Genomic DNA, 15,883 nt, shown 5'->3' with positions numbered 1-15,883 from the left:
CAAATGGCGCGTCTATTTATCGAGAAGATAGGCCTTCCCCGCTTCGGCCAGCGCTTACCGTGACGTCTGAACGGGATCACCAAAAACCTTGATCCCGGAGGGGCGCTTGATCTCAACACAGAAACGGCCGGTTACTCTCAACACCCGCCAGCAGGTGCTCGTGGGCTGGGCCCTGCTACCGGTGTTGGCCGTCTGGCAACTCAACGGCTTTTACCTGCCTATCTTGGGGCGCGGAGGCGCACTGCTCTTTTGGGCGGTTGACGGGATTCAGTGGGTAGTGCTTCCTGCAGTCTTGCTTGGCCTTCTTGCCCACAAAGCAGCGCTGCGCCCCCAACACTACGGACTCGTACCGCCAGAAAAGAACCTTTGGCCCCTTGCATGGCAGAGCCTGATGGTGTTTGTCACCGCGGGGCTGGTTTTTCTGGTGGCGCGGAACCTGTCGTGGCGGACGCTCGGACCGTCACCCGGCAGCTTCCAGCTGGCGCAGTTTTCCCCCCGGGGCTTGGCGGGCGCGGCGGTGCAGACCTACGCAGCGGTCAGCGCAGGGCTGGTGGAAAGCATCTTTTTCATTGGGCTGCCATGGCTCTGGTATTCGAGTGCACGCCAACGCCCTTCAGAGCTACTGTTCACACTCGCGGTATCGGCCATCTTCGCGCTGGCGCACTGGGAGCACGGCAGGCACGGCGTGATTGCAGCCTTCTTTGCGCATTGTGTGATGTGCCGTTGGTTCCTGTACTGGAGAACCCTGTGGCCCGTGGTGCTGGGCCACACGCTGATCGACATGGCTGTTTTTGTCTGACAGAAAAAAGGCAGCGCCCGAGAAACGCTGCATCGTCCCGATGACAAGAAAAACTCAGTTCGCCACCGTAAAGCGCTTTTGCACGTGGCGCGGCGTCTCCAGCTCGTCCACGATGGCAACAGACAGGTCGGCCACGCTGATGCTGCCGGGTTGCTCGCCATTCATCAGCGGCGCTTCGTCGCCCAGGCGGTATTGGCCCGTGCGTTCGCCAGGCTGCAGCAGGATGGGCGGCGAGAGGAAGGTCCAGTCCAGCGTGTTTTCGGTGCGAATCCAGTTCAGCGCCTCGCGCGCGGCCAGGGCGCCCTGCTTCCATTCGGCGGGGAACTGGGGCGTATCCACCAGCTGCACGCCGGGCGCCACAAACAGGCTGCCAGCGCCACCCACCATCAGAAAGCGGCGCACACCAGCCGCTTTGGTGCCGTCGATGATGGCGCGGGTACCTTTCAGGAACTCGTCGTGGATGTTGGGGTTCTCCCAGCCGGGGTTATAGGCGCTGACCACAGCATCATGGCCGGCAGCGGCCTTGGCGACCTGGGCGGCGTCTTGCGCGTCGGCCGCCACTACCGCGAGGCCTTCGCGCGCGGCGAGCTTGGCGGGGTTGCGGGCCAGTACCGTCACGCGGTGGCCGCGTTGCAGCAGTTCATTCAGCACGGCAGCGCCAACAAAGCCGGAGGCGCCAATCAGGGCGATGTTCATATCGATGTCCTTGGGGTCGAAGTTGCGATGTAGTGAGAATAGGAGATTGTCAAAGCTGGCGGTAGATGGCTAAATTGGCCTTCTCTTTGAAGTTCAACTTCACAATGGATGAATCACCTCCTGAGCCGCTTTGCGCCTTCCCCCTCTCTCGCATGGCTGCGCCATGCGGGATGGGGACACCCCCAGCGCACTCAAGCGAAGCGCCGCACAAGCAGCTTGGCGGCCCTTGCGCGGGGGCACTGGACTTGGTCGCGCCAGTTCCAAGGTCTGGGGACGGACAACAGGCCAGTGGGGATTGACGAGAGGACCTGATATGGAAGACCTCAAACGCATGGCGGTGTTTGCCGCCGTGGTGCAGCACGGCTCGATGAGCGGCGCCGCCCGCGCCTTGGGCATGAGCACTTCCGCCGTGAGCCAGCAGGTGCGCAAGCTGGAAAGCGATGGCGGTGTGACCCTGCTTCACCGCTCTACGCGCAAGCTTGCACTCACTGAAGCAGGCCAGCGCTACCACGCGCGCTGCGCCGCCATGTGTGCCGCAGCCGACCAGGCGCGGGCCGAGCTGGCCGCTTCGCGCGATGCCCCCAGTGGCGAGCTGCGGCTGTCGGCTACCGTCGGGTTTGCACGCCACATTGCCCCAGCGCTGGGCGAGCTGCTGGCCGCCCACCCGGCGCTGCGCCTGCGCCTGCTGGTAGACGATTCGCCCATTGACCTCATCAATGCCCGCATCGATCTGGCCGTGCGCTACGGGCGCCTGCAGGACTCCACCTGGGCAGCACGGCGCCTGGGAGGCATGCAGTGGTACCTGTGCGCGGCGCCCGGCTGGGTGGCTGCCCACGGCGTGCCACAGCACCCGGACGCACTGCTCTCGCACAGCTGGCTGGGCTTTGCGCGCGAGAACGGCGGCCTGCTGATCGACCTGCGCAGCCCCACGGGCGATCCCCGGGCCCTGCGGGTGGAGCCGCGCATTGCCAGCAACAACCAGCTTTCGATCCAGCAGATGTGCGAGGCCGGGCTGGGCCTGGCGCTGGTGGGCAGCATGGATTCGCAGGATGCGCTGCAGGCCGGGCGGCTGGTGCGGCTGCTGCCCGACTGGTCGTTTGGCACCCTGGACATCTGGGCCATGACGCCCCAGCGCGACGCCCAGCCCGCCAAGGTGCGCCAGACCATTGCCGCGCTGCACCGCTATCTGAGCCAGCTGCCCGGCGTCACGGAATGAGAGGGGAACAGTCCGTGGGTGACTGCCTTCGGCGCCTTCCTTCGCCGGGACATCGCTGCCACTTTTTATCCATCATTTTTTTATCGTTCAGACCCACAAATTCCATCGTTGTGTAGGCAGCGCCGGCTGCCTACAGTCGCCCCCCAAGGGCCTGCTTCTGGCCCTTTTAACCCCCCGACTGGAGAGCGCACATGACGACCAACCTCACCACAAACTTCCCCATCGACCGCGTACTGGCCGCCTTTGAAAAAGGCGATGTCCCCACGCTGCTCGGGAGCGTTGCCGATGACCTGGATTTCCGCATCGACCACTACCGCGATGATGCAGACACCAGCTGGCAGGTCGCGCGCAACCAGGCCGATCTGCTGACGGTGCTGCAGCGCCTGGGCACGGAGATCTTTCCGCAAGGCACGCAAATCGTTCACACCCACAGCCAGCCGCTGGGCGACGACTGGGTGATGACCCAGCTAAGCCAACGCTTCTTTTATGGAGTACAACAGCGCGAAGTGGAGTCGCTGACCTGGATCCTGAGCCACTCGCAAAACGGCCAGCTCGACTACTTTCGCGAAACCGTCACCACGATCACCCCTACCTGACTGTGGCCCCGGCCCCTGAAACCCCATGCTGTTTGACCTGCGCGCCCTCGGCTACTTCGTCGCGGCCTACGAAGAACGATCCGTAACCACGGCGGCGCGCCGCTGCTTTGTGGCGCAGCCGTCCATCAGCATGGCCATCAAGGGGCTGGAGGACGCGCTGGACACCGTGCTGTTCGAGCGAAGCCGCCAGGGTCTGGCGCCCACCCCCGCCGCCCACCGCCTGTACCCGCGCGCCTGCAGCCTGCTGGCGCAGTCCAGCGCCATGGTGCGCGACTTTCGCGATGCGCCCCGCGAAACGCTGGGCGTGTTCCTGCAGGACGACCTGATGGTGGGCCCAGCCGCGCCGCTGTTTGCGCAGATTGCCGACCTCCTGCCCAACACGCTGGTCCGACTCACGGCCACGGCGCAGGAGGCCCGGTTGCGCCTGGTGGCGGAGCACTGCAAACCGCCCGGCGACACGTTTGTGTCGTTGTGGCGCGAGCCCTATGTGATGCTGTTGCCCGAGCAGCATCCCCTGCGCTTCAAGAAGAAATTCGGTCTGGCGGACCTGCAAGGGGTGCCGCTTCTTGAATGGCCCTACTGCCCGCTGCACCAGTCGTTCATCCGCCTGCTGGCCGAGCGCGGCATCGCCCTGGAGGTACAGGCCAGCGCCGCACGCGAAGAGCTGTTGCTGCACATGGTGGACAGCGGCCTGGGCGTGGCGGTGGTGCCACAGTCCCACGCGGCGCATGCTCGCCGCTCGGTCACGCGCCCCCTCGATGGCCCCCTGGCGTTCTCGCGCCACCTGGGTCTGGCCTGCGATGCCTCGGATGCCCCCATGCTCGCACTGCTGGGCCGCCTGGCCGACAGTTTGAAGGCCTCTGTGATTCCCCAGAGCAGCGTTGCCTGAGCCTCCCGCCTCCCGGTGTGGGTGGGCGCAGAACAACAGGCTGCATACGGTACCCCGGCAGTCTTGCGGTAGAAACAGGCACTTCCCTAGCGCACAGCACGCCCCAGCCCACCATGGTTCTCGAAATCGCCCACCTCACCATCCGCCCCGGCCAGAACGCGGCCTTCGAGCACGCCTTTGCCCAGGCGCAACAGATCATTGCCTCGATGCCCGGTTACCTGTCACACGAACTGGGCCATTGTCTGGAGCGCCCGCAGGACTACGTGCTGCAGGTGCGCTGGGTCACCCTGGAGGACCATGAGATCGGCTTTCGCCAGTCGGCCCGGTACCAGGACTGGAAACAGCTCCTGCACCACGTCTACGACCCTTTCCCCACGGTATTGCACTTTGGGCCGGTGGCCCTGCCAGCCCCGGCTTGAGCCCGCAACCCGGCTCCAACGTGTGACAGCGCTGCCACGCAAGGATGCGGCAGTGCACTATTCGGGTATTGCCTGAACATTTAGCGCACTGCGCACCCCGTTCTGATCCTAGAATTTGTAAACGCGCGTATCTTCTTCTTTTCTGCGCGAAGGACCCATCATGAAAGCAGTGCAGCAGGATATCGACGAGCGGACCAACCTCACCAGCACCAACAAGTTCGAACTGCTGCTGTTTCGCCTGGGCACCGACAGTGCCCTGGGCAAGTCAGAGCTGTTTGGCATCAACGTGTTCAAGATCCGCGAGATCGTGGCCATGCCCAGCATCACGCCGATCGCGGGCACCACGGCCCATTCGCTGGGCGTGGTCAACCTGCGCGGGCAGGTGATTCCGGTGCTGGACCTGCCGTCCATCGTGGGCTGCAAGCCCCAGACGGGCCTGAACATCATGCTGGTGACCGAATACGCGCGCACCACGCAGGCGTTTGCGGTCGAGTCGGTGGAAGACATCGTGCGACTGGACTGGAAACAGGTGCTCTCGGCCGAAACGAGCGGCGCCGCTGGCAAGCTGGTCACCAGCATTGCCCGCCTGGACGGCAACACGGATGAATCCCGCCTGGCCCAGGTGCTGGACGTGGAGGCCATCCTTCAGATGATCTCGCCCTCGGACGGCCACGAGGTCACCGAAGAAAAGGTTGGGGCCAAGCTCAAGCTCAAGCCCGGCTGCATCATCCTGGCGGCCGACGACTCGTTCGTGGCCCGCTCGCTCATCGAGCAAGAGCTCAAAGTGCTCAACGCCCCATATGAAATGGTGAAGTCCGGCAAGGAAGCCTGGGACCGTCTCAACGCCATCGCGAAAAGCGCCGAAGCTGAGGGAAAAACGGTCTTGGACCGCGTCGCCATGGTACTGACCGACCTGGAAATGCCAGAAATGGACGGGTTTACCCTGACACGCAACATCAAGCAGGACGCGCGTTTTCATGGGCTGCCCGTGGTCATTCACTCCTCGCTGTCGGGCTCGGCCAACGAAGACCACGTGCGCAGCGTCGGAGCCGATGGGTACGTCGCCAAGTTTGTGGCGGAAGACCTGGCCGAAACCATCCGCCGGGTGCTGCCCAAGCCTTAAAGGCAGGGCGGCCTGCCGCGGAGCAGGCGCCCCGCCTCCACGGTCAGATATTGGGTAAAAAATTGGCCGCTTCCGCTAATCGGGCAATGGTTTATAGCTATTGTTTTTGAAGTTTCTCCACGGCAGCGCCCGGTCCCGACGGATGGGACAATAGGCGCCGTCCTACCCGGCACATCGGCAGGCAGGTCAACCAAAACGGGGGGCCACGCGCTACATTGAAAGCGGCTTCAACGCGCCAGCCTCCGAAATTTGTAACACTCCGCCGGGGTGCTTTTCGGGGGCTTTACGAGCAGGGTGGAACGGCCACTCCCTGCCAGGGTCTGACCACCATGACAAACACACTTGCCTGCCTTATTTCTGCCACGGTCCTGGGCGCCGCGGTGACCGGCTGCGCCACGGTGCAGGGTGACCCGTACTACGAACCCACTCCGTACCGTGTTTATGAGCAGCCGGGTTACATCTACAACAACGCCCCGCCGGTGTACCCCGCGTATTCGGCGCCCCCAGCCGTTATCTACTACGGCGGACGTGATCGGGACGATCGCTGGGAACGAGACCGCAACCGTAACGACTGGCGAGAACGTGAACGCGAACGGGAACGTGCCGAGCGCGACCGGCAGGCCCGGGAACGCGAGCGTGATCGCCGCGAACAGCAGGCCCGCGAGCTCGACCGCCGCCAGCGCGACCGTGACCAGGCCCTGCGCGAGCAGGCTGAGCGCGACCGCCGCGCCGCAGACGATCGCCGCAACCGCCAACCCCCTCCAGGCCGTGTTGCGCCAGGCAGCTACTCGTTTGACCCCCACGACTGGCGCTCCCGCCAACAGTCCAACAGCCCCGACAAGCCCTGACAGGGGCTGACCAGGGCTCCCACCGCCACGCTTTTGCCCACCTTGGCCGCAGACCATGAGCCTCCGCAACCGCCATCTCGCCCTCTTCCTCTGTGTGTGCGCAGCCTGGCTCGGCACAGTGGCCCACGCACAAGTGGTGCGATGCACCGACACCCGCACCGGCAAGGTGACCTATACCGACGGGGCCTGTACGGGCGGAGCGGCGGCGCGCGAAGTGGAAGCGCGCAAAACGCCGGAAGAACTCCAACTGGAACGCGAACAGGCCGCTGAGGCGCTGGAGCGCAAGCAGCAGCGGCTGCAGGCCGAGGCCACCGCCGCAGAGACCGAGGCCCGCCGCAACGCCGAGCGCGACCGGGCACGCGCTGCGCAGGCCGCTGCCGCAGCCCCACAACCGCAGGACTACGCCCGCTCCCCGGAATGTGCACGTTCGCGGCGCAATTTCGACATGGTGGCTGCAGGCCTGTCGCGCTCGACCTATGAGCAGGAACTGCGGCTCGAAGCGGCCCAGAGGCAGGTGGACCTGGACTGCCTGGGCCCCCAGGGCTATGCCGAGGTCGAAAAGGCACGTGCCAACCAGCCGCGTGTGGTGGTGGTCCCACCCTCCAGGCACCGCCCTCTCTACCCCGATCCGTTTCCCCAGGCAGGTAACCCACAACCCCCACCACGCCTCACCCAATGTGGCGACTTTCGCTGCACCGACAACCTGGGCAACACCTACCCCCGCACAGGTCCAGGGCGGTTTCCCGGGCCCGGTGGGGTCTGCCGCTCAAACGGCGGCCAGGCGCCCTGCTGATGTCACGGGCGCGCAGCAGCAGGCCCTAACGCTGCGGCTGCCCGCTCAGCCCCTCGGCCACGCTGGGGTAGCGCAGCCGCAACCCCAGTTCCCGCACCATGCGCTGGTTGTCGAGCCGGCGTGACTCGCTCATGAAGCTCAGCAGCATCAGCGACAACTGCTCCTGCGCTGCAGTGCGGGGCACACGCGGGGGGCGCGGCAGGCCGTACAGGTCGGCGGCCAGGTCAAAGTAATCGCCCATCTTCAGGTGGGTGGCGTCGCTCACGTTGTAAGTGCGCTGTGGCCGCCCTTTCCACATGGCGGCCACACAGGCACGCGCCAGGTCATCGGCATGGATGTGGTTGGTAAACACATCGTCTTCGGCCACCAGCACCGGCGTGCCTCGGCGCAGACGGGCCTCGGGCGTGCCGCCTTCACGGTCAGGTGCGTAGATACCCGGAATGCGCAGCACGCTGGCCTGCACACCGGCACGGCCCAGGTGGCGTACCGCAGTTTCTGCGTTCACGCGGCGCTGCGCCCGCGGGGTGCCGGGAGCCACGGCCCGCGTCTCAGGCACCAGGGCCCCTTGGCAATCGCCGTACACCCCACTCGTCGATGCATACACCAAGGACACCGGCAGGCTTCGCAGCCGCAGCGCGCGGGCCAAGGCCACGGTGCGGGGGTCCAGCCACCAGGCATTTCCTCCGGCCCCTTCGCCCGGAGGGGGCGCCAGGTGCAACACCCGGGTGGCCAGCCCGGCAAGCCTGCGCAGCGAAGGCGCATCGTCCAAATTGCCCAGGATGGGCCTGGCTCCCAGGGCGCGCAGCCCCGCGACCCGCGAGGGGCTGGACGTGAGCGCCATCACCCGCATGCGTGCTGCGCCGGGGCCTGATTGCAGATCGCGCAGGATGCGTTGACCTACATCACCGCAACCCACGATCAGGAGGCGTTCACGGCGAAAGCGCGCAGGGAGGGCGCCAAGGGGGCTTTGTATTGAAGGCAAAATTGGGTCCGTTTGCTTGGCTTTTGCTGGGCCGATAGTTTGATCGAAGACGATTCCAAGGATACCCACACATGACCAGCGCAGAGGCTGCAACTCCCGCAGCGTTCCAGATCACCGTGCAGCCCAGCGGCCGCGCTTTCAGTGCCAATGCGGGCGAGGCCATCCTGTCCGCCGCCATCCGCAGCGGCGTGGGCCTGCCCTACGGCTGCAAGGACGGCGCCTGTGGTTCGTGCAAGTGCAAGAAGATCAGCGGCGCCGTGCACCACGGCGAACACCAGTCCAAGGCACTCACGGCCGATGAAGAGGCTGCAGGCTTGGTGCTAACCTGCTGCGCGCAACCGCTGACCGACGTGGTGCTCGAATCACGCCAGGTCACTGACGAAAGCGCGTATCCGATCAAGAAGATGCCGGTGCGCGTATCTACCCTGGAAAAAAAATCCCACGACGTGATGCAGGTGCGCCTGCAGCTGCCCGCCGCCGATACCTTCCGCTACCACGCGGGCCAGTACATCGAATTCATCCTGCGGGATGGCGCCCGCCGGGCCTACTCGATGGCCAACGCGCCCCACACGCAGGCTGAAGCGCCGGGCGTGGAGCTGCACATCCGCCACATGCCGGGCGGCAAGTTCACCGACCATGTGTTCGGCGCGATGAAGGAAAAGGAAATCCTGCGGGTGGAAGGCCCGTTTGGCAGTTTTTTCCTGCGCGAGGACTCCGACAAGCCCATCGTGCTGCTGGCCTCGGGCACGGGCTTTGCGCCCATCAAGGCGCTGATCGAGCACATGCAGTTCAAGGGCATCACACGCCCGACCGCGCTGTATTGGGGCGGCCGCCGGCCGGGCGACCTGTACCTGCATGACTGGGTGCTGGCGCGTGCGGCCGAAATGCCCCACCTCACCTACGTGCCCGTGGTGTCCGATGCCACGCCCGAAGACGGTTGGACTGGCCGCACCGGCTTTGTGCACCAGGCGGTGATGGACGACTTTGCCGACCTCTCGGGCCACCAGGTGTATGCCTGCGGGGCGCCCATCGTGGTGGACTCGGCCCGCGATGCCTACAGTGCACAGCGCGGCCTGCCCGCAGAAGAGTTCTATGCAGACTCCTTCACCTCCGAGGCGGACAAGCACGGCGGCTGACCGGGGCGCACATGCCAACCACCCCGGCTGAGCCCGCTGCACCCCGTGCGCCGCTGGCGCTGCCGCCTCCCGGCACTGCGCTCCCACCAGGGCGGATTTCGCGATGGCGCGCCGCAGTGCGCGGCACGGGCCCCATGGCGGCCGTGGTGGGGCTGGCGGTGCTCCTGGTGCTGGGCGCGGGAGAGTGGGCGACCCAGAGCGAACTCGACAACCAGTGGGACAACCTGCGCCGCTCGGGTGAAGTGCAGGCCTTGGCCCTGCGCGGCGTGGCCACCCGCTACAGCTATCTGCCCTTCACGGCGGCGCAGCAGCCGCTGATTGCCGAGTTGCTGCACAACCCCGGCGCACAACCGCTGCGCAGCGCTGCCAACGCCTACCTGCAGACCATCAATGCCAATGCGGGCTCAGACACGCTGTATGTGATGAACACCGACGGGCTCACGGTAGCCTCCAGCAACTGGGATACCCCCACCAGTTTCGTCAACCAGAACTACGGCAACCGCCCGTATTTCCGCGATGCACTGCAAGGGCAGCCGGGGCGGTTCTACGGCGTGGGCAAGACCACCGGCGAGCCTGGGCTTTTTGCATCGGCACCCGTGGTGGAAAACGGCCGGGTGATCGGCGTCGTGGCCGTGAAGGTGTGGATGCAGCCCATCGTGGACACCTGGGCGCAACTGCGCGACCCGGTCTTCGTGACCGATGAGCGCGGCATTATCTTCCTCGGCTCTGTCCTCCCCTGGCTGTACCAGACCACGCGCCCACTGCCCGAACAGGACGTGCAGCAGGTGCAATTCGACGAGCAGTATGGCGCACGCTGGACACCCCAGCCCGTGCCCTGGAAAACGCTCCAGCGCGACGGCCAGCCAGGCACCGAGATCCTCGTGCCCGGCACCGGCAAGCGCTATCTGGCCCTTGAAGAGCGCCTGCCCGATCTGGGCTGGACGCTGACCCTCACGGCCGACAGCAAGGCCATCGCCCTGGCGCGCCAACAGGCCTGGGCACTGGCGAGCCTGGCGTCGGGCCTGCTGGTGCTCGGCGCCCTGTACTGGCAGTTGCGCGAACGGCGCCTGCAAGAGAACCGGCAGGCCCGCATCGAGCTGGAGCAGCGCGTCCAGGAGCGCACCCATGCACTGCAGCAGGCGCAGGCATTTCGCCAGTCGATGGAAGACTCGCTGCTGGTGGGCATGCGCGCGCGCGACCTCGAAGGCCGCATCGTCTACGTGAACGCCGCCATGTGCGACATGGTGGGCTACAGCGCAGACGAGCTGATCGGCTGCCTGCCGCCCTACCCCTACTGGCACCCGGACGACCTGGACCGGCACTGGAACGACAGCGACACCGCCCTGGCCGGCAAAGCCGCGCCCCAGGGCAACGAAAACCGGCTGCGGCATCGCAATGGCTCCGACGTGTACACCATGTTCTACACCGCACGCCTCATCGACGGCAACGGCCAGCACATCGGCTGGATGAGTTCGGTGGTGGACATCACCGCCCAAAAACGCGCCGAAGAACAGCAGCAGCAGCGCGAGGCCCAGCTGCAGCGCGTGCAGCGTGTGATCACCGTGGGCGAGATGGCCTCCACGCTGGCGCACGAGCTGAACCAGCCACTGGCCGCCCTGGTCAACTACGCGGCCGCAGCGCGCTCCCTGGCGGCGCAGGGCAAAACCGAGCTGCTGAACGACAGCCTCACCGCACTCTCCAGCCAGGCCCTGCGCGCCGCCGACATCGTCGGCCGCATCCGCCGCTGGGTGCGCCAGCACCCCGAGGCTCGCGAGCCCTGCGACCTCAATGCCGCCGTGGACCAGTCCCTGGGCCTGCTCCTGCGCGCCGAGGCGCGGCGGCACGGGGTGGCGGTGCGGCTGGACCTGGCCCACGGCCCGCTGCGCGTGAATGCCGACCGCGTGCTGCTCGAACAGGTGGTGCTGAACCTGGGTCTCAACGCCTTGCAGGCCATGCAGGCGATGCGCGCAGATGCCACGCTGCCCGAGGCGCACGAACTATTGCTGCGCACCACGGCCGATACCCGGTTTGCCTGCCTCGAAGTGCTGGACCGGGGACCTGGCCTGCCACCCGAGATCGCCGAACGCCTGTTCGAGCCCTTCTTCACCACCCGTTCCGACGGCCTGGGGCTGGGCCTGAACATCTGCCGCTCCATTGTCGAAAGCATGGGCGGCGAGCTGCTGGCGCGCAACCGCGACGGCGGCGGCGCCGTGTTTGAAATCCGGTTGCCCCGCATTTTCTTGCCCCCACCATGACCGACAGCCATCCGACCACTCCCGTCGCCGTCAACACCACAGTTTCCGCGAATGTCTACGTCGTGGACGACGACGAGGGCGTGCGCAACTCCCTGGCAGCCCTGCTGCTGGCCGGTGGCCATGCGCCCCGCACGTTTGCCAGCGGCCCTGAGTTCCTGGCCCGCGCCGACCTCGCCCACCCGGGCTGCGTGCTGCTTGACCTGCGCATGGACGGCATGAGCGGCCTGCAGGTGTTCGATGCCCTGCGCGAGCGCAATGCCGTGCTCAAAACCGTGTTCCTGTCCGCCCATGGCGAACTGACCTCCGCCGTCACCGCCGTCAAGCAAGGGGCCGTGGACTGGCTCGAAAAACCCTGCGACGAGCAAACCCTGCTGGCCGCCGTGCTCCGGGCCGCGAACCTGTCGCTGGAAGACGCACAGCGCGCACAGCGGCGCAACACCCTGCGGGAGCGCTGGAACACGCTAAGCCCGCGCCAGCAAGAGGTGGCGCGCCTGCTGGCCACCGGCATCAGCAGCAAGGAGGTGGCCCGCGCGCTGGCCCAGCGCGACCCGGAGCGGCCTATCGACCCGCGCACGGTGGACACGCACCGCTCTGCCATCTTCCTGAAACTGGACATCCGCTCGTCGCACGAGCTGGGCATGCTGGTGGAAGATCTGGGGCTGGCAGAAAACACGTTGCGCACGCTGTGACAGCCCTCCACAGGCACCCTCCACAGCTGCCGTCCACCAGTTTTCGTAAGCAGTCTTATTATTTTTTGCACAATGGCACCATGAACCGCAGAAACCACCTCATCGCCAGTGCCGCTGTTGCAGCGGCTTTTTCATCCCCCTTCGCGGCCTCGGTCGCGCTTGCGCAGGACTCCGGCCAGCCCATCCGTCTGGTCGTGCCCTACGCACCCGGCGGGCCCATCGACGTGACGGCGCGTGCACTGGCCGAGCGCGTGCGCGACTCGCTGGGCACCGTGATCATTGAAAACAAGGGCGGTGCAGGCGGCAACATCGGTGCCGACGCCATTGCCAAAGCCGCACCCGATGGCCTGACCATCGGCATCGCCGCCACGGCCACGCACGCAGTGAACCCCTGGCTGTACGCCAAGATGCCCTACGACGCGGGCAAGGACTTCGCGGGCATCACGCAGATGGTGCGCGTTCCCAACGTGCTGGTCATCAACGCCGCCAAAGCCGAGCAGCTCAAGATCAACACCCTGGCCGACCTGATCGCCTACGCCAAGGCCAACCCCGCCAAGCTCAACTACGGCAGCGGCGGCAACGGCAGCGCGGGCCACTTGGCAGGTGAGATGTTCAAGCAGCGCGCGGGCATCTTTGCGCTGCACATCCCCTACCGCGGCGCCAACCCCGCGCAGCTGGCACTGCTCGCGGGCGAGGTGGACTTCAACATCGACAACCTGGCGGCCGCCGCACCCAACATCCGTGCCGGCAAGCTCAAGGCCCTGGCCGTGACCTCGCTGGACGCCTCGCCCTCGCTGCCGGGCGTGCCGCCCCTGTCTGCTACTTTCAAGGGCTTTTCCATCGACACCTGGTGGGGCCTCGTGGCGCCTGCAGCCACGCCCAAGCCCATCATCGACAAGCTGAACAAGGCCTTTGTAGCCGCCCTCAATGCGCCAGAAACCAAGACCCGCTTTGGCGCGCTGCTGGCCGAACCCGTACCCACCACACCGCAGCAGTTCGACAGTTTCATGGCCAGCGAACGCGCGAAGTACCAGCAGGTGGTGAAGGCGTCCGGCGCGAAGGTGGATTGACCCCCTGAGCCGCAGCATCCCAACCCCCAAGAGGGACGCCACCCGTGGCCCGGCAAAGCCGGTTCCACGGTGGCACTGGCGTTGGGCTGCGCCAGTTTCATCCGGTGCGGGTCCATCCGTCGCGCAGGGTAATATTTTTAAGCTTTTTTAGCCTCTAGCGCTTATCTAAAAAGCGCTAGCAGCTCCTGATTCAGGAGCAATTTATCCACCCACCACAGCGTCCGCCCAACCCGGGCCTTCCAGCCGGTGGATGTCCTGCGATGCCACGGCCTGCAATGCTGCGGCGTCCACGCGCTCGGGCGCAAGATCGGCCAGGGGGCGCAGCACAAACGCGCGCTCGGCCATCCGAGGGTGGGGCACGGTGAGCTCGGGGGTGTCGATGGCCTGGCCGCCAAACCACAGGATGTCCAGGTCCAGCGTGCGCGGGGCGTTGCGGTAGGGGCGCTGGCGGCCAGCGGCTTGTTCGATGGATTGCAGGGCCTGCAGCAGGGGCTGCGGGGCCAGGGCCGTGGTCAGCTCGGCCACGGCATTGAGGTAGTCGGGCCCACCGGCATCGACCGGCGCGCTGCCGTAGAGCGGCGACACGCGTGTGACCCGGGTGCCTGGCAACTGGCCAATGGCCGCCAAAGCATTGCGCAAGGCAGCCTCACGCTCGCCCAGATTGGCGCCCAGGCCCACGTAGACCAGGGCGGGCCGTTCGCCCTCCTCGCCGAGGTCCGGCAGATTCACTCGCCCGCCGACGCAGGGGCTGCGCCTTCGCCGCCTCCCGCACCACCGGGCTTGCGACGGCGGCGGCGGCGCTTCTTGGGGGCACCACCTTCGGAGGGGAACTCAGCGTCGCTGTCGACCGGTCCGGCGTCTGACCCTTGGGGCAAGCCGCGCGGATCGGCGGCGGGTGCAGCGCGGGGCACGCGCTTGACCACGGGCTGCGCTTTCTGGCGGGCTTTCTGTTCTTCTTTGGCCTGGTCCATCAGGTCATCACGGCGCTCGTCGTCGGCGGTCTGGAAGTCCTGCCACCACTCGGCCAGCGCTTCTTCCACCTCGCCCACATCGGCGCGCAAGCGCATGAAGTCGAAACCGGCGCGAAAGCGCGGCTGCATCACCATGCCAAACGGTGTGTTGCCCACGCGCTTTTCAAAACGCGGTTGCATGACCCAGATCTCGCGCATGTCGGCGGCCAGTTTGCCCCGGCCGGACACATCACCAATGCGCTTGTCGAACACCTCGTCGATGGCCTCCTGCAGCGCGGGAAGCGGGTGCTGGCGCTGGTTCAGGCGCGCCTGCCAGCCATTGCGCACGTCTTCCCACAGCACGCAGGCCAGGAGGAAGCTCGGGGCGACGGGCTTGCCTTCGTTGACGCGGCGGTCGGTGTCCACCAGGGCGGCTTTGACAAACGGCGTATCGGCGCGCTCCACGGCCACGTCCAGCAGCGGGTAGATGCCCTTGGCCATGCCCAGCTTGCGCAACTGTTCAATGGTGGCAATGGCGTGGCCGGTTTGCAGCAGCTTGAGCATTTCGTCGAACATGCGGCTCTGCGGCACCTCGGCCAGCAGCGCCTGCGACTGCACCAGCGGCGCGGCCGACTTGGCCTCGATGCTGAAACCCAGGCCGCTGAGCTTGGCTGCAAAGCGCACGGCACGGATGATGCGCACCGGGTCTTCGCGGTAACGCGTGGCGGGGTCGCCAATCATGCGCAGTGTCTTCTTCTTGGCGTCCTGCAGGCCCTTGTGGTAGTCGACCACGATCTGGCTCACCGGGTCGTAGTACATGGCGTTCACGGTGAAGTCGCGGCGCGTGGCGTCTTCGTCCTGCGGGCCCCAGACGTTGTCGCGCAGCACGCGTCCGCTGGCATCCACAGCGTGCTGCATGCCCGACAGCTGGGCCTTGCTGGTCTTTTCGTTGCCCGCCACCTGGCCTGCAGCGGCGTTGTCCAGGTAAGCGCGGAAGGTGGAGACCTCGATCACTTCATGCTCACGCCCCCGGCCGTGCACCACGTGCACGATGCGAAAGCGCTTGCCGATGATGAAGGCGCGGCGGAACAGCCCCTTGACCTGCTCGGGCGTGGCGTTGGTGGCCACGTCAAAGTCCTTGGGGCGCAGGCCCAGCAGCAGGTCGCGCACGGCGCCGCCGACGATGTAGGCCTCAAAACCTGCTTGCTTGAGCGTGGCAACCACCTCGGCAGCACGACGGTCCACCAGCTCGGGGTTGATGCCGTGCACCGAGGCGGGCACCTCCTCGCGCTTGCCGAAGTGGGGCTTGCCGCCCGAGGTGCCGGGCGTCGATTTGCCCATCAGTTTGTCTAGGAACTTCTTGATCATGGAGTGAAAGGTTTCAGGGGGTCGGGCACGAAACGGCGGCTGGTGGGGGCTGCA

The 15,883-nt window shown here is 66.2% G+C and carries 16 protein-coding genes; 12 read left to right on the top strand and 4 right to left on the bottom strand.

Annotated elements, in window-relative coordinates; translation table 11 throughout:
• The first annotated feature begins 391 nt into the window (after positions 1-391).
• The gene (locus tag ACT89O_RS07170) at positions 392-799 is read left to right on the top strand and encodes a CPBP family intramembrane glutamic endopeptidase (RefSeq protein ID WP_176888748.1); all 408 of its coding nucleotides are present in this window, start codon (positions 392-394) and stop codon (positions 797-799) included.
• Between the two features lie 54 nt (positions 800-853).
• Here ACT89O_RS07170 and ACT89O_RS07165 read toward each other — a convergent pair whose 3' ends face one another.
• On the bottom strand, positions 854-1,495 hold the full coding sequence (locus ACT89O_RS07165) for an NAD(P)-dependent oxidoreductase (RefSeq protein WP_487262208.1): 642 nt from the start codon (positions 1,493-1,495) through the stop codon (positions 854-856).
• Between the two features lie 313 nt (positions 1,496-1,808).
• Between ACT89O_RS07165 and ACT89O_RS07160 the strand changes: the two genes are divergently transcribed.
• The 7 genes from ACT89O_RS07160 (at position 1,809) to ACT89O_RS07130 (ending at position 7,379) form a co-directional block, all read left to right on the top strand.
• On the top strand, positions 1,809-2,711 hold the full coding sequence (locus ACT89O_RS07160; RefSeq protein WP_121419288.1) for a LysR family transcriptional regulator: 903 nt from the start codon (positions 1,809-1,811) through the stop codon (positions 2,709-2,711).
• 191 nt (positions 2,712-2,902) lie between these two features.
• Positions 2,903-3,307 carry a hypothetical protein gene (locus tag ACT89O_RS07155; protein WP_055395103.1) on the top strand — a complete coding sequence of 135 codons (405 nt, stop codon included), beginning with the start codon at positions 2,903-2,905 and terminating at the stop codon, positions 3,305-3,307.
• A gap of 25 nt (positions 3,308-3,332) precedes the next feature.
• Complete coding sequence (locus tag ACT89O_RS07150; RefSeq protein WP_121507216.1) at positions 3,333-4,196, top strand: LysR family transcriptional regulator; 864 nt, start codon at positions 3,333-3,335, stop codon at positions 4,194-4,196.
• Between the two features lie 113 nt (positions 4,197-4,309).
• Positions 4,310-4,615, top strand: coding sequence for an antibiotic biosynthesis monooxygenase family protein (locus ACT89O_RS07145; protein ID WP_487262207.1), 306 nt, complete (start codon positions 4,310-4,312; stop codon positions 4,613-4,615).
• A 160-nt stretch (positions 4,616-4,775) separates the two neighbouring features.
• The gene (locus ACT89O_RS07140; RefSeq protein WP_121419286.1) at positions 4,776-5,738 is read left to right on the top strand and encodes a chemotaxis protein; all 963 of its coding nucleotides are present in this window, start codon (positions 4,776-4,778) and stop codon (positions 5,736-5,738) included.
• 329 nt (positions 5,739-6,067) lie between these two features.
• A complete protein-coding gene (locus ACT89O_RS07135; protein WP_487262206.1) occupies positions 6,068-6,586 on the top strand; it encodes a hypothetical protein in 519 nt (172 codons plus the stop codon).
• Between the two features lie 55 nt (positions 6,587-6,641).
• The gene (locus tag ACT89O_RS07130; RefSeq protein WP_121419285.1) at positions 6,642-7,379 is read left to right on the top strand and encodes a DUF4124 domain-containing protein; all 738 of its coding nucleotides are present in this window, start codon (positions 6,642-6,644) and stop codon (positions 7,377-7,379) included.
• 25 nt (positions 7,380-7,404) lie between these two features.
• Here the strand turns inward: ACT89O_RS07130 and ACT89O_RS07125 are convergent, their stop codons facing one another.
• Positions 7,405-8,361: an SDR family oxidoreductase gene (locus ACT89O_RS07125; RefSeq protein ID WP_487262205.1), complete on the bottom strand. Its 957-nt coding sequence runs from the start codon at positions 8,359-8,361 to the stop codon at positions 7,405-7,407.
• 71 nt (positions 8,362-8,432) lie between these two features.
• Here ACT89O_RS07125 and ACT89O_RS07120 point away from each other — a divergent pair, with 71 nt between their 5' ends.
• From ACT89O_RS07120 to ACT89O_RS07105, 4 genes are all read left to right on the top strand, one after another.
• Positions 8,433-9,497: a CDP-6-deoxy-delta-3,4-glucoseen reductase gene (locus tag ACT89O_RS07120; protein ID WP_487262204.1), complete on the top strand. Its 1,065-nt coding sequence runs from the start codon at positions 8,433-8,435 to the stop codon at positions 9,495-9,497.
• Positions 9,498-9,508: 11 nt separating this feature from the next.
• Positions 9,509-11,752, top strand: a complete 2,244-nt coding sequence (locus ACT89O_RS07115; protein ID WP_487262203.1) for a PAS domain S-box protein — start codon at positions 9,509-9,511, stop codon at positions 11,750-11,752.
• Complete coding sequence (locus tag ACT89O_RS07110; protein WP_121507221.1) at positions 11,749-12,441, top strand: response regulator transcription factor; 693 nt, start codon at positions 11,749-11,751, stop codon at positions 12,439-12,441. The genes ACT89O_RS07115 and ACT89O_RS07110 overlap by 4 nt, the downstream gene beginning before the upstream one ends.
• Positions 12,442-12,521: 80 nt before the next feature.
• A complete protein-coding gene (locus ACT89O_RS07105) occupies positions 12,522-13,511 on the top strand; it encodes a tripartite tricarboxylate transporter substrate binding protein (RefSeq protein ID WP_055395087.1) in 990 nt (329 codons plus the stop codon).
• A 201-nt stretch (positions 13,512-13,712) separates the two neighbouring features.
• Here ACT89O_RS07105 and folK read toward each other — a convergent pair whose 3' ends face one another.
• Both folK and pcnB read right to left on the bottom strand, forming a co-directional pair.
• Positions 13,713-14,240: a 2-amino-4-hydroxy-6-hydroxymethyldihydropteridine diphosphokinase gene (gene folK / locus ACT89O_RS07100; RefSeq protein ID WP_055395085.1), complete on the bottom strand. Its 528-nt coding sequence runs from the start codon at positions 14,238-14,240 to the stop codon at positions 13,713-13,715.
• Positions 14,237-15,829: a polynucleotide adenylyltransferase PcnB gene (pcnB, locus tag ACT89O_RS07095; protein ID WP_487262202.1), complete on the bottom strand. Its 1,593-nt coding sequence runs from the start codon at positions 15,827-15,829 to the stop codon at positions 14,237-14,239. The genes folK and pcnB overlap by 4 nt, the downstream gene beginning before the upstream one ends.
• Between the last annotated feature and the right edge of the window lie 54 nt (positions 15,830-15,883).

This window comes from Acidovorax sp. NN32, from assembly GCF_057597245.1.
The sequence above is the reverse complement of the archived record's forward strand: the minus strand, read 5'-3'. Positions and strand labels throughout refer to the sequence as shown.

Coding starts and splice junctions, on each gene's coding strand:
- ACT89O_RS07170 (WP_176888748.1), top strand. CDS start 392: ATGGTGTTTGTCACCGCGGGGCTGGTTTTTCTGGTGGCGCGGAACCTG.
- ACT89O_RS07165 (WP_487262208.1), bottom strand. CDS start 1,495: ATGAACATCGCCCTGATTGGCGCCTCCGGCTTTGTTGGCGCTGCCGTG.
- ACT89O_RS07160 (WP_121419288.1), top strand. CDS start 1,809: ATGGAAGACCTCAAACGCATGGCGGTGTTTGCCGCCGTGGTGCAGCAC.
- ACT89O_RS07155 (WP_055395103.1), top strand. CDS start 2,903: ATGACGACCAACCTCACCACAAACTTCCCCATCGACCGCGTACTGGCC.
- ACT89O_RS07150 (WP_121507216.1), top strand. CDS start 3,333: ATGCTGTTTGACCTGCGCGCCCTCGGCTACTTCGTCGCGGCCTACGAA.
- ACT89O_RS07145 (WP_487262207.1), top strand. CDS start 4,310: ATGGTTCTCGAAATCGCCCACCTCACCATCCGCCCCGGCCAGAACGCG.
- ACT89O_RS07140 (WP_121419286.1), top strand. CDS start 4,776: ATGAAAGCAGTGCAGCAGGATATCGACGAGCGGACCAACCTCACCAGC.
- ACT89O_RS07135 (WP_487262206.1), top strand. CDS start 6,068: ATGACAAACACACTTGCCTGCCTTATTTCTGCCACGGTCCTGGGCGCC.
- ACT89O_RS07130 (WP_121419285.1), top strand. CDS start 6,642: ATGAGCCTCCGCAACCGCCATCTCGCCCTCTTCCTCTGTGTGTGCGCA.
- ACT89O_RS07120 (WP_487262204.1), top strand. CDS start 8,433: ATGACCAGCGCAGAGGCTGCAACTCCCGCAGCGTTCCAGATCACCGTG.
- ACT89O_RS07115 (WP_487262203.1), top strand. CDS start 9,509: ATGCCAACCACCCCGGCTGAGCCCGCTGCACCCCGTGCGCCGCTGGCG.
- ACT89O_RS07110 (WP_121507221.1), top strand. CDS start 11,749: ATGACCGACAGCCATCCGACCACTCCCGTCGCCGTCAACACCACAGTT.
- ACT89O_RS07105 (WP_055395087.1), top strand. CDS start 12,522: ATGAACCGCAGAAACCACCTCATCGCCAGTGCCGCTGTTGCAGCGGCT.
- pcnB (WP_487262202.1), bottom strand. CDS start 15,829: ATGATCAAGAAGTTCCTAGACAAACTGATGGGCAAATCGACGCCCGGC.